9 protein-coding genes and 1 tRNA gene are annotated in these 13,668 nt (G+C 42.5%); 6 read left to right on the plus strand and 4 right to left on the minus strand.

From position 1 onward, the window contains the following. Positions 1 to 143: 143 nt before the first annotated feature. The 3 genes from lolA to rplU all read right to left on the minus strand — a co-directional run bounded on the left by lolA (position 144) and on the right by rplU (position 1,977). Positions 144 to 842 (minus strand): outer membrane lipoprotein chaperone LolA, encoded by a 699-nt coding sequence (gene lolA / locus ACT3QP_RS12490; protein WP_444525728.1) that lies wholly within the window; start codon positions 840 to 842, stop codon positions 144 to 146. Positions 843 to 1,316: 474 nt separating this feature from the next. After that, positions 1,317 to 1,574, minus strand: coding sequence for a 50S ribosomal protein L27 (gene rpmA / locus ACT3QP_RS12495; RefSeq protein ID WP_021813611.1), 258 nt, complete (start codon positions 1,572 to 1,574; stop codon positions 1,317 to 1,319). 91 nt (positions 1,575 to 1,665) lie between these two features. Further along, positions 1,666 to 1,977, minus strand: coding sequence for a 50S ribosomal protein L21 (rplU, locus tag ACT3QP_RS12500; protein ID WP_110922591.1), 312 nt, complete (start codon positions 1,975 to 1,977; stop codon positions 1,666 to 1,668). Positions 1,978 to 2,530: 553 nt separating this feature from the next. Between rplU and ACT3QP_RS12505 the strand changes: the two genes are divergently transcribed. From ACT3QP_RS12505 to hemB, 5 genes are all read left to right on the plus strand, one after another. Next, a complete protein-coding gene (locus tag ACT3QP_RS12505; RefSeq protein ID WP_444525723.1) occupies positions 2,531 to 3,556 on the plus strand; it encodes a polyprenyl synthetase family protein in 1,026 nt (341 codons plus the stop codon). A gap of 738 nt (positions 3,557 to 4,294) precedes the next feature. Beyond that, positions 4,295 to 5,689, plus strand: a complete 1,395-nt coding sequence (locus tag ACT3QP_RS12510; RefSeq protein ID WP_444525724.1) for an efflux RND transporter periplasmic adaptor subunit — start codon at positions 4,295 to 4,297, stop codon at positions 5,687 to 5,689. A gap of 35 nt (positions 5,690 to 5,724) precedes the next feature. Next, on the plus strand, positions 5,725 to 8,958 hold the full coding sequence (locus tag ACT3QP_RS12515) for an efflux RND transporter permease subunit (RefSeq protein ID WP_444525725.1): 3,234 nt from the start codon (positions 5,725 to 5,727) through the stop codon (positions 8,956 to 8,958). Continuing rightward, positions 8,958 to 10,811 carry an efflux transporter outer membrane subunit gene (locus tag ACT3QP_RS12520; RefSeq protein ID WP_444525726.1) on the plus strand — a complete coding sequence of 618 codons (1,854 nt, stop codon included), beginning with the start codon at positions 8,958 to 8,960 and terminating at the stop codon, positions 10,809 to 10,811. Before ACT3QP_RS12515 ends, ACT3QP_RS12520 begins: the two co-directional genes overlap by 1 nt. 234 nt (positions 10,812 to 11,045) lie before the next feature. Next, positions 11,046 to 12,053, plus strand: a complete 1,008-nt coding sequence (gene hemB, locus ACT3QP_RS12525; RefSeq protein ID WP_192518271.1) for a porphobilinogen synthase — start codon at positions 11,046 to 11,048, stop codon at positions 12,051 to 12,053. 100 nt (positions 12,054 to 12,153) lie between these two features. Here hemB and ACT3QP_RS12530 read toward each other — a convergent pair whose 3' ends face one another. Further along, the gene (locus tag ACT3QP_RS12530) at positions 12,154 to 13,131 is read right to left on the minus strand and encodes a glutathione S-transferase family protein (RefSeq protein ID WP_444525727.1); all 978 of its coding nucleotides are present in this window, start codon (positions 13,129 to 13,131) and stop codon (positions 12,154 to 12,156) included. A 301-nt stretch (positions 13,132 to 13,432) separates the two neighbouring features. On the opposite strand from ACT3QP_RS12530, the gene ACT3QP_RS12535 reads away from it, so the two are divergent. After that, positions 13,433 to 13,509: transfer RNA gene (locus ACT3QP_RS12535), tRNA-Val, on the plus strand. The last annotated feature ends 159 nt before the right edge of the window (positions 13,510 to 13,668 follow it).

Genomic DNA, 13,668 nt, shown 5'->3' on the forward strand with positions numbered 1-13,668 from the left:
CAATCTTATAGCCATACTCATTGCCACAAAAAAAGGACAAATCATTTAAGATTTGTCCTTTTTGTTTAAGTAGTAATTTTATTTGAACAGTAGTTTCATTTGAGTAGTAATACCGTTTAGAAATTGGTTTTACTAATAAGTTTTTACTGATTGATAACGTCAACACCCTTTGGTGGTGTAAATTTAAATTGACTGCTATTAATACTTGGATTCATTTTAATACCGCTAAACTTAATAGAAGTAGTCTGGCCAAGACTATCGTTCAACACCATCATCACAGGTTTACCACCACTAAAGCTCATTGATAAGCTCTTAAAGCTGGCACTGTCTGATTTTGGATAAAGCACATAGTAGTTTTTATTATCATATGGCTGAGTAATTTTGAAACTCTGATCAATTTTACTCGGATCACCTGATAGCAGTAACGCTGGTGTATTACCGACTTGGCTATCAACGTTTTGCTTAGTCGCTTGCTCTAAGTCCTTATCATATACCCACATTGAACTGCCATTAGCAATGATCAACTGCTCTGATGGTGACTTGGTCTCCCAGCGGAAGCTATTCGGGCGTTGCACACTCATAGATCCACTGAACGTACCGCTGTTTGCGCCTTTAGTCGTTTGGGTAAAGTTAGCCGTCATGCTTTTCGTATTTGTCAAAAGCGTATTCAAACGCTTAGCAGCGGTTAGGTTATCTGCGGGTGCTGCAGTAGCAGATTGTGTCATCGCAACCATAGGTGCTGCCACACCAAGCGATGTCATCAATACACCTGCTAAAGCACCATTCGCCACTTTCTGTCTTAGGCTTATCTGTTTTTTTGATTGTTTGGTTAATAAAGTCATCATTAATCCTCTTTAAAATGCATAATCGCTTAAAAATACAGTATTTCAATTAAAATTTTATTTTCTACCAGTGCTTATCTGACGATAATCAAACTAGTGTCTATAAACAATAAGGATAGTGTGCCAGTTTTTTTATCACACGCATAGTCATGATTTGCAATCATTACTACACCTGCCATACAGGCTTGTAATCATGATTGTTACATAATATTCAGTTAAACAAGTAAAAACTATTGTTGCTTCTCATCACTTTTTGGCAATGTTTTATCTCGTTATAGTTAGTTCAATATAATTTGGATACAAGGAAGTCGAGTGAAAGTACTACAAGTAGTAGACTAAGCGAAATTGACACCGTATCCAATTGATAGAGAATTGACTATAGCACACATAAAAAAGCCCCTACTACCACAGGGTAATAGGAGCTTTTTTGTCATCCAGTTATTTTATATAAAACAAAATAACCTAGATAGGCAATTATGCGTTTTCAACCGTAACATAACGACGGTTAAATTTACCTTTGGTCGCAAACTTTACAACACCGTCATTCAGTGCAAATAAAGTATGGTCACGACCCATGCCAACGCCTTCGCCTGCGTGGAATTCTGTACCACGTTGACGAACGATGATGTTACCAGCTGTGATAGCTTGGCCACCAAAGATTTTTACGCCTAGCATTTTTGGGTTTGAATCACGACCGTTACGGCTCGAACCGGCAGCTTTTTTATGTGCCATGAGAAAATCTCCTTGTTAATTTGACTTACCGCTGATGCGACAACTCTTAAGCATTTAGTGCGCTGTTTAGCAATAATTGCTAAATGGGTAATTAGGCATTAATGGCTTTGATTTTTAACAAGGTGTACCATTGGCGGTGACCTTGTTCTTTGTGATAATGCTTACGACGGTTGTGCTTGATGATACGGATTTTTTCGCCGCGACCATGCTCAACAACTTCAACTTCAACGCTAGCGCCTTCAACGACAGGTTGGCCGATTTTGACGTTATCGCCGTCAACAACCATTAACACGTCTTCAAATTTGATAGTTTCGCCTTTTTCTGCTTTTAGTAGTTCAACTTTAAGCAACTCATCGACGACTACACGGTGCTGTTTACCACCAGTTTTGATTACTGCGTACATTGTATGACTCCGTTTAACCCGTGTGCCGTGGCTGATGTTATACCAACGCTTTTACGACGAACACGACAGGGAAAAATTAAAGGCAAGATTTTACGGCTTTTTGCTCATAAAAGCAAGCCGCACATCTTGTTTTTGTAAGGTGGTTACACGAATAGCCATACCCTTTGCTATTGTATAAGCTGTTGATTGTGAACACATCTGTTCTAGCACTCAACAAAAGAGACATCGCAAAATAATAACGGATAATGGCTTATGCCCAACATCAGTTATTATAACTCATATAATCAGTTGCTTACAGTCCTTTATTACGCTCTATTTCTTCTATAAATCCAGCAAAGACAGGTTTGTTTACCTAGGTATTATTTCAGCTAATTCTGAGCGTTTTATTTCAATGTTTAGATACGGTCAACATAGTATAGAAAAGGTACATTGCTCGCTAAATACTTTAACCAACAATTTAAAGACATAGCTATGCTATTATAGAAAAAATGCCTTATCCACTAGAGATCCAAGGCTAAAAACCCTCTTCACTTCTATAATACGACTATTTATTATGACCAGTACTCCTCTAAATAAGACAGATCTAAACACGCCATCAACACTTAACTATGCTGATATTCAAAGTATCGTGTCTAGTGATTTTGAGATTATGGATAAGCAAGTATTCGGTAGCCTAAACTCCAAAGTTCAGTTGGTTATGAGCGTCTCACAGCATGTGATTAATGCTGGCGGTAAGCGTATGCGCCCATTAATCACCTTGTTATGCGCACGTATGTTCAACGATAACCCCTCACAACAAGCCATGCATTTAGCGGCCATTACTGAGATGCTACATACCGCTACATTGGTTCATGACGATGTGATTGATGAGTCAGGTCAACGTCGTGGAAAACCAACAGCCAATGCCACATGGGACAATGCTACCGCCGTATTGGTTGGTGACTATCTGATTGCTCGGGCCTTTAATCTACTCGTTGGCTTTCAGAGCTTGCCATTATTACAAGTATTCTCTGATGGCACGTGCGATATCGCTGAAGGTGAAGTATTACAATTGCAACATCAGCATAACCCTAGTGCTACAGAAGCGGATTACTTACGCATTATTGATGGTAAAACCTCACGTCTGTTTATGATGGCAACGCAAGGGGCTGCTATCTTACAAGGTAAAACAGAACATATGCAGGCTTTAGGTGATTTTGGTCAGCACTTTGGTAACGCTTTTCAAATTATTGATGATGTGCTTGATTATAGTGGTGACAGTGAAGTGATGGGCAAAAACCTAGGCGACGATCTTGCTGAAGGCAAGCCTACTTTACCTACTATCAAAGCCCTTGAGCTATTAAAAGACAGCGATAAGAATGGCTACGAGCAGCTGCGAGTGGCTGTACAAACCGGTAAAACACCAAATGCTGAGCAGCTGATTGAGCTAGTACGAGGCTCAGGCTCACTAGACTACTGTAAACAGCGTGCGTTGGAAGAAACCAAACTGGCTCAAGATGCGCTTAGCACACTGCCGGACAATCGTTACCGTTTAGGTTTATACCAATTGACTGAACTTGCAAGCGCGCGCCTGCTATGATCAGAGTATCATTTATGAGCAGATACAAACCTGTAAGTGTTCCATATGGCCCAATGTAGTTGGGGAAATTTTATCCATTTGATATTATTCACTAAACATTCTAATTACTGACACACTTATTCCTTCAGTCAAATCGTTACCTTTCTTTAAGTTTCATAAATCTAAGCAGTACTATAATTGTGTAAGGGTTGTTTTTTTATAATGAGACAGTATTTGTTCTAATAGCAACCCATACACCTTAACTAAATTTAAAAATGATTTTAGATATCGCTAAATATAATATTTTGCTGTCTACATGACACTTCTTAAATACAGTTTTAGATATGTACAAAATCAGCTTCATTAACCAAAAAACAACATAATTTTAACTAATTCATGATGTTACACTTTGTTGAACGTTATATTTTGTGGTGCTTACACCCTCAATACCTTTATTGTTTATGATTAGAAATACGGCTTTTTTTAGGAAAAATTTCTTTTTATTAGCTTGACTGTGGGGTTAACCCTTTAGTTTATAATAGCGGACTATGTTTATTGGCTAAATCTAACTATTTAATTATATATTTAGTACCAGTAGCCATCTTTATATTTATGAAACAATCAATATTATAACGCCTATGTATATTATTCATAGCACCTAATGCTGATTGTTATAGCACAAATAACGATATATCAAACACTACTACTGATTATTACTCTTTTATTTATACCGCAATTATATTATTGACGAGGACATTGATGAAGCACTCTTATCTTGCGCTTATAATGGCAGCTGTACTATCTGGAGCTGTATTGGTGGGCTGTGACAATGATGGCGATGCTGCTGGAGATGCAGCACAACAGCAAATGCCTCCATCTGTCGTCAACGTCCAGACCGTAACCTTCGAAACCGTACCTCAAGTACAAACCTTTGCTGGTCGTACCACAGCCTACCAAACCGCAGACGTCCGCCCACAGGTTAGTGGCGTCATTGATGAAATACTTTTCCGTGAAGGGAGCTCTGTCAAAAAAGGTCAGGCACTTTATCGTATTAATACGGACAATTATGCTTCTTCTGTAACGAGTGGTCGAGCAGCTGTCGCACAGGCTCAGGCCAACTATCAAACAGCATTGGCAAACACGGCCAGCAGCAAAGCCGCCTTGGTGAGTAATCAAGCATCATTAGCACAAGCACAAAACGACTTACAGCGATTGAGTGGTTTGGTCGAAATTAATGCCATATCTAAACAAGAATACGATCAAGCTGTGACAGCTGTACGCACAGCCGAAGCAGCGGTAGCAAGCGCACGCGCAGCTATTGGCCAATCACAAGCCAGCGCCGCAAGCGCAAAAGCGAGTATTGCAAGCGCAAAAGCGGGTTTAGAAGCCAGTGCCCTAGACTTTAGTCGCACGATAGTACGTGCACCCATTTCTGGTCGTAGTGACCGCTCAAACTTTACTGCTGGTGCGTTGGTTAGTGCCAGTCAAACTGATCCGCTCGTGACAGTTTCACGTCTAGATCCTATCTATGTCGATATCAGTCAGTCTTCATCCGAGCTGCTAAAATTGAAGCAACAAATCGCTGCAGGCAAAGCACAAGCGGGACTGAATAGTGTTGAGTTGGTATTAGAAGACGGTACCGTTTATCCCGTTAGTGGTCAATTGGCTTTATCTGAAGCACAAGTTGATGAATCAACTGGCGCCGTCACTCTACGCGCAATTTTCCCGAATAGTAATGATATTCTACTACCGGGTATGTATGTAAGTGCGCGTTTGACCCAAAGTGTCATTACCAACGCAGTATTGGTACCACAAAGCGCGGTCACCCGCTCTACCAAAAATGAAACTCAAGTTTATATCGTCGATGAAAACAATAAAATTAAAGTACGCCCTGTAACGATCAATGGTACATATGAAGGCAAATGGATAGTGACTGACGGTCTAAAAGAAGGCGACAAGCTAGTGGTCATCGGTGGCTCAAAAGTTAAGCCTGATCAAGAAGTCGTTGCCAAGCCTGTAGAAAATGCTACGCCAGCATCAACTGGAAATAGCACGCCTGCTAGTACTTCGGCCAAAACACCACAGCAAGCAGCAACTAAGAACCCTGCTGACAGCAACACGGCCAAGAAACCTGCGGAAGATGCAGCTAACTAATTCCATTCAAAGATAGGAAGACTTAGGGATATACTATGTCACGTTTTTTTATTAATCGCCCTATTTTTGCATGGGTATTGGCTATTTTAGTCATGCTCATCGGGGTGATATCGGTCATTAATCTACCGATCGAACAGTACCCACGTATTGCACCGCCGACTGTTACAGTTAGCACAAATTACCCTGGTGCCAGTGCGCAAACCGTTGAAAACTCAGTGGTCCAGATCATCGAACAAAAAATGAAAGGTCTTGATGGTTTGATGTATATGTCATCAACCAGCTCGTCAAACGGTAGCGCATCAGTGACGCTCACCTTTGAGACTGGTACTGACTCTGATACCGCTCAAGTACAGGTACAGAACAAGCTTCAAGCAGCAACAAGCTCACTACCTGAATCCGTTCAGCGTCAAGGTGTCACGGTCAACAAATCCTCTAGCAGCTTTTTGATGGTGCAAGCATTCATCTCTGAAGATGGCAGTATGGATCGCGGTGATATCGCCGATTACATTAACTCAAACATCGTTGATCAGATCAGCCGTGTCGAAGGTGTTGGTGAAGTTCGTGTATTTGGCTCTACCTACGCGATGCGTATCTGGCTAGACCCTGCACGCTTACGTAGCTATAACTTGATGCCTTCTGATGTCATTACTGCCGTCGGTGCGCAAAATGCGCAAGTCTCTGCAGGCCAGTTAGGTCAAGCGCCCGCTGACACTGAACAACAAGTCATCAACGCAACTGTAACGGTACAAAGCTACCTACAGACCCCTGATGAATTTAGAAACATATTATTGAAAACGGATGCCTCAGGCGCGCAAGTACGCTTAAGCGATGTCGCAGATGTTGAGATTGGAAGTCAAGACTACAGTGTTAACTCACTATTTAACGGTCAAGAAGCTGCTGGTATGGGTATATCCTTGGCAGGTGGCGCTAACGCACTTGATACGCGCGAAGCACTTGGTGCTCGTATGGCTGAGTTGGAACGAAACTTTCCTGCTGGCCTAACCACGGTTACTCCTTATGACACGACACCATTCGTTCGGTTGTCTATTGAACAAGTAGTGCATACGCTCATCGAAGCTATTGTGCTTGTATTTATCGTCATGTTCATTTTCTTACAGAACTGGCGTGCAACGATTATCCCGACATTGGCTGTACCTGTGGTACTTTTGGGTACCTTGTGTGTGCTGTATATCGCAGGTTTTAGTATTAACGTTCTGACTATGTTTGCGATGGTACTGTCTATCGGACTATTGGTCGATGATGCCATCGTAGTCGTAGAGAACGTCGAACGGATTATGGAAGAAGATCCTGACATTTCTGTCAAAGACGCTACCGTTCAATCGATGGGTGAAATTAGTAAGATTGTTGTTGGTATTGCTCTGATTCTATCAGCAGTATTTGTACCTATGGCGTTCTTTAGCGGTTCAACTGGTGCTATCTATCGTCAGTTCTCCATTACCTTGATTACCAGCATGGTACTATCGGCTTTAGTTGCCCTTATCTTTACCCCTGCCCTGTGTGTGACCTTGCTTAAACGTAGCAAGAGCCATGACAAGAGTAATATGGCCACTCAAAAAGGTTTCTTCGGTTGGTTTAACCGTAGCTTCTCTAAAGCAAGCATCTCTTATGAGCGCTTCGTGGGTAAAAGCTTCGGTCGTAAATGGTTATATTTAATTGGCTATGCTGCCATTATTGGTATTATGACGGTGATCTTTTTACGCATTCCTAGCTCGTTTTTGCCAGAAGAAGATCAAGGTATTATGTTTACCTTAGTTCAGCTTCCCTCTGGCTCTACACTCGATCAGACACAAGACGTACTGGATAAAGTTAGAAACTATTACGATACTCAAGAAGCCGATAATATTGCCTCTGTCTTTACCGTTGCAGGCTTTAGTTTTGCCGGATCAGGCCAAAACATGGGTCTGGCGTTTGTACGCTTGTCGGATTGGGATGACCGCCCAGGTGATGAAAATACCGCGCAAGCTGTGGCTGGCCGGGCAATGGGGTACTTTTTTACTCAGATTAATGAGGCGCAAGTATTCCCCATTGTACCGCCCGCTATTACTGAACTTGGTAATGCCAGTGGTTTTGACTTGATGCTACAGGATACCGGAAACGTCGGTCATGAAGGGCTGCTCGAAGCCCGCAATATGTTGTTGGGTATGGCCGCTCAAAACGACCAAGTCTCTGGTGTACGTCCTAACGGTCAAGAGGATGCACAGCAGCTGAAAGTCAATGTCAATCAAGAACAGGCCGCTGCATATGGCTTGTCGATGTCCAGTATCAATAGCGTTATCTCGACCGCATGGGGCTCAAGTTATATCAATGACTTCGTTGACCGTGGTCGTATTAAGAGCGTTTATGTACAAGGCGAGCCGAGTAGTCGTACCAATCCTGACGATCTTGGTAAGTGGTATGTACGTAATGACAATAACGATATGATTTCATTCGATGCGTTCTCTAGCAGTGAATGGCAGTCAGGTTCTCCGCGTCTGACCCGTTACAACAGTTTCCCTTCTATGAACATTCAGGGTTCTGCTGCTGCTGGACTCAGTACGGGTGAAGCAATGGCGGCGGTAGAGACGATGATAACCAATCTGCCTGAAGGCGTCGGTTATGAGTGGACAGGCACGTCACTTGAAGAGAAAAAATCAGGTGCTCAGGCTCCATTGCTATATGCAGTCTCGCTCTTAGTGGTATTCTTATGTCTAGCTGCTTTGTATGAGAGCTGGTCGATACCTTTCTCTGTCATATTAGTTGTACCACTTGGTGTTTTAGGCGCAGTACTATTTACATGGATGCGCGGCTTCGCCAACGATGTTTATTTGCAGGTAGGTTTGCTGACTGTAGTTGGACTGTCTGCTAAAAATGCGATTTTAATTATCGAATTTGCAAGAGATTATCAAGACGCTGGTTATAGTCTTAAAGAGTCAGTGATGACGGCAGCGCGTCAACGCTTGCGCCCAATCATTATGACATCGCTTGCCTTTGGCCTCGGGGTTGTACCATTATTCTTAGCCACTGGCGCTGGTTCTGGCAGCCAAAGTGCTATTGGTACCAGTGTACTTGGTGGGGTTGTTAGTGCCACTATATTAGGTGTTTTCTTTATTCCCATGTTCTATATCTGGATACGTAGTATCTTTCCTCATAAATATGAGAATAACAAGCCAAATGATAGAGACGATGGTGATGATACACCAAATGGTGATCCACAAAGTCCGACTCTCTCTAAGAGTTATCAGCCTGTGAACTTAGGAGACAATACATAATGAGTTTTCGTTCGATTTTTACCTCAAACTCAGCACACGCGACAGTCAATATGACTGCCAGCGTGGGCGCAACGACAGGTGAGTGCCCCGTGACCTCTACCCTTTTATTACCATCTCGCATTCGTAAAAATGGTGTGCGGCTAATAGGTCTAACAACCCTAGCAATCAGTATGGCTGCTTGTAATACGATTCCGAAATCAGATATAAACCCTGTGCTGGCTCAGCCTAATGTTCCAATCAACCAAGCCTATGAAGCATACGATAAGGACACGGCTAGTAGCGCTGATCAGGCCAGTATTGCCAGTCAGCGCTGGCAGAATTTTTATAGCGATGAGCGCTTAAAAGCTCTCATAGCACTGGGTCTTGAAAACAATAAAGACTTCGAAAGCGCACGTCTAGCCATTGAAAAAGCACGTGCACAATATCGAATCACGGATATTAGCGACTTGCCAACGATTGATGGTAGTGGCAGTTATTCTCGCGGTGCCCAAAACAGCACTGATCGTAACGCCAGTAATAGCTACAATGTTAATCTGGGTTTAGCAAGCTATGAGCTGGATTTTTGGGGTAAAATTTCAAGCCTAAAAGATCAAGCCTTACAGAACTTTTTGGCCACCACAGCTGCAAAAAACACCACTCAAATCACGCTCATCAGTAATATTGCCCAGAGCTATGCCAATCTAAGTTATAGCCTAGCCCAACTTGAGTTGGCGTCCAAAACTTATGAAAGTCGTAAAGAATCACTCTTTATCACCACCAAACGCTTTGAAGCAGGCATTGATGACAAACTGGCTTCTTTGCAAGCGAGCGCCTCATTAGAAGACGCCAATCTTGCGATGTTGAGTGCTCAAAGCAGTGTTTTGACGGCACGTAATGCTTTGCAGTACTTAGTTGGTGCACCTATACCTAGTGACCTTCGGCCTACGCCTTCGGTTACCAATATTACTAACCAGCAAATATTTAATACTGGATTACCTAGTGAGTTGCTACGCTATCGCCCAGATGTGCTACAAGCAGAATACAACTTGAAAGCTGCTGGTGCCAACATCGAAGTAGCACGTGCCTCTTATTTCCCATCTATCAGCCTGGCCAGTAATATCGGTGTTAGTAGTGGCAGTTTGGATGATTTATTCAGCAGTGGTTCATTTGGTTGGTCATTTGGTCCAAGTATTAGTGTGCCTATTTTCGATGCTGGTAGCTTAGATGCCAATTATGATGTGGCTAAGATTGAGCGCGACCAAACGCTGACTGCCTATGAAAGCTCTATTCAAACGGCGTTCCGTGAAGTCTCTGACGTCCTCGCAACACGAGCAACATTAGGCGATCAGCTCGATGCACAATATCGTTTGCAAGACAACTATGAGCAAACTTATAATATTGCCAATGCACGCTTTAAAGCAGGTGTCTCTAACTACCTAGACGTACTTGATGCACAACGTTCTTTATTCTCAACGCAGCAGGGTATTTTGAATTTAGAGCTACAAAAAGTCATTAGCCAAATTGAGTTGTATCAAGCGCTCGGCGGCGGTGCCAATCTAGACGTACCAACTGATATTCCAGTACCGCAGCATACCAACTTGGCACAAATAGCGAATGTGTCAAACTACGGTAATAAGACAAAAGCCACCAATGCAGTTAATGCTGCAGGCTCAGCACGCGTGGTTTCTTTAGAGGAAGCATCAGCGATTGAACAAGCGCAACCATCTGAATCCACAACCTTTAGACCTACTACCGAAGTTGATATTAATAACGATGGTACAACGGATGCGACTGTAGGAGTAATCACGGAAAAGACGACTTTTAACAAGAGCACTGTTGAGCCAGCATCTGTCACACAGACAGCTAATCCTTAAGGATACTCGTCCTTAAGCTTGATAGAGGCATTATCTCATGGCCATATCATAAGATCAGCAGTCGATAAGTACAAAAAGCCCTACCGACTTGGTAGGGCTTTTTGCTTTCTACTATCACTATTGGTTATAGTAGCGTTAGATATTTTTAATATCATTAAATAACGCTGTTGTTATAACCATCTGTGATAAAAAACCTAAATCAAAATCCAGATAAAATCCTATAGTGAGAAAAACATGACTTATACTTTCAATCGCCAATACCCTGCTACTCGCTTACGCCGCCTACGTTATAACGATAATGTACGTGCCATGATTCGTGAAGTTGAGCTACATCCTAAACATTTTATCGCCCCTGTCTTTGTACTAGAAGGTGAGAACCAGCGCGAAACGATTGCTAGTATGCCAGGTGTCGAGCGCCTATCCATTGACTTACTGATCCACTACGCCAAAGAATTACTGGCAGAAGGCGTTACAACCATCGATATCTTCCCAGTGATTGATAACTCATTAAAAACAGCTGATGGCAGATCAGCTTATGACGAAAACGCACTAACGGCACGTACAATAAAGGCGGTCAAAGATGCCGTACCAGAAATGGTAGTTATGACCGATGTTGCCTTAGACCCTTATACCTCACACGGTCAAGATGGTTTGCTAGATGACACTGGCTATGTCATCAATGATGCAACCATTGAAGTGCTAGTCAAGCAAGCATTGGTACATGCTCGTGCAGGTGCGGATATCATCTCCCCAAGCGATATGATGGATGGCCGCATTAAGGCCATGCGTGATGCGTTTGAAGCCGAAGGTTTTGTCAATACCGCCATCATGGCCTACTCAGCAAAATATGCATCCGCTTATTATGGTCCATTCCGTGATGCGGTCGGTAGTGCTGGCAACCTAAAAGGTGGACATAAAAAACAGTATCAGATGGACTTTGGCAATCGCGCAGAGGCATTGCATGAAGTGGCCATGGACATCAATGAAGGTGCTGATATGGTCATGATTAAGCCTGGTCAGCCATACCTAGACTTGATTCGTGAGGTCAAAGATACCTTTGGTGTACCGACCTTTGCTTATCAAGTCTCTGGTGAATACGCGATGCACATGGCTGCCATTCAAAACGGCTGGCTCAGCGATGCCGTCATCTTAGAGTCTTTAATCGGCTTCCGCCGCGCTGGTGCTGATGGTATCTTGACTTACTTTGCTCTAGAAGCAGCACGTCAATTAAACAATGCCTAACATGAAGTAAAGAGTATTTCATCTCATAAAAAAACGCCCCAACTACCTAATAGTGGTTGAGGCGTTTTTTCGTCTGAATGCTTTATTTTAATAAATAAAGCTATAAATGTGCACGGTCATGCGGCTCATTAAAATCAACCACTGGTCCCACAGGTATGATGCGAGTAGGATTGATATTGGCATGACTGGTGTAATAATGCTGCTTAATATGAGCCATATTCACCGTCTCCGCAATACCTGGCACTTGGTATAACTCACGCAGATAGCCCCATAGATTTGGGTAATCAACGATACGATGCAGGTTACATTTAAAATGTCCGACATACACAGCATCAAAGCGCACCAAGGTCGTAAACAGTCGCCAATCTGCTTCCGTTATCGTATCACAGACCAAATAGCGCTGGCTGGATAAGCGTACCTCTAACGTATCTAGCGCGGCAAACAGCTCCGTCACTGCCTCCTCATAAGCTGCTTGCGTAGTCGCAAACCCTGCCTTATAAACGCCATTATTCATTGCAGAATAAACAAAGGTGTTAATCTCATCAATTTCTGTTAATGACTCTGTCGGTAGAAAGTTACCCACCAATGCTCCGACTTCGTTAAAGGCTGAATTAAACATACGAATAATCTCTGCCGACTCATTACTAACGATGGTATTGGTCTTTTTATCCCACAAAACAGGCACCGTGACACGTCCTGTATAGTCCGGTTTTGCCGCCCTGTATATCTCATATAAGTAGCTCGCATTTACGATGGGATCAGCAATGACACCTGAACCATCTGAGAATGTCCAGCCATGCTCACCCATATAAGGGTGGACGACAGACAGTGAGATCATATTTTCTAAACCTTTAAGCTTACGATAAATCAAAGCACGATGCGCCCAAGGACAAGCTAGCGATACATATAAATGATAACGATTGGCTTCAGCTTTAAAGCCGCCTACGCCTGATGGCCCTGCACTACCGTCTGCCGTGACCCAGTTTCTAAAGCCTGCCTGTTCGCGCTCAAAGTGACCACCGCTAGATTCTGTGTCATACCATTTGTCTTGCCATTGCCCATCCACCAATAGCCCCATAGTGTCCTCCAACTTGTGCTTATTTTATTCTTAGTAAACACGATTGACTTTAAATCGTTATCATTATTACTAAATATTCAAAACATATCATATCAGTTCAGCCTTGATAAATAATAGGCATGATATTCTTATTAATAATAAAAACTAAACCTAATTAAATTATAATTTATTATAAATAAACAATCAACATTAAGAAATACTCCATATCTGATGCTGTATCAGATATTATGATAATAAGTGATTATTGTGATAGAAAAGGCTTGCAAAGTTTGAAAAACTTGCTAAAATGCATGACCTAAATAGGCGTATAGCTCAGTTGGTTAGAGCGCTACCTTGACATGGTAGAGGTCAGCAGTTCGAGTCTGCTTATGCCTACCAAATATTTAGAAAGCCCCAATCTCACGATTGGGGCTTTTTTTGTCTGTAATATATGGGCTGTAGGGGAAAATTCTTGCTTGCATCGACTCATAGTCATGATTGTACAATCAGCTTTAAATCATTTGAAAAAGCGACGGTGACCAAATGGTGACCAAAACG

This window comes from Psychrobacter sp. AOP7-B1-24 (genome assembly GCF_052376215.1).
GTDB lineage: Bacteria > Pseudomonadota > Gammaproteobacteria > Pseudomonadales > Moraxellaceae > Psychrobacter.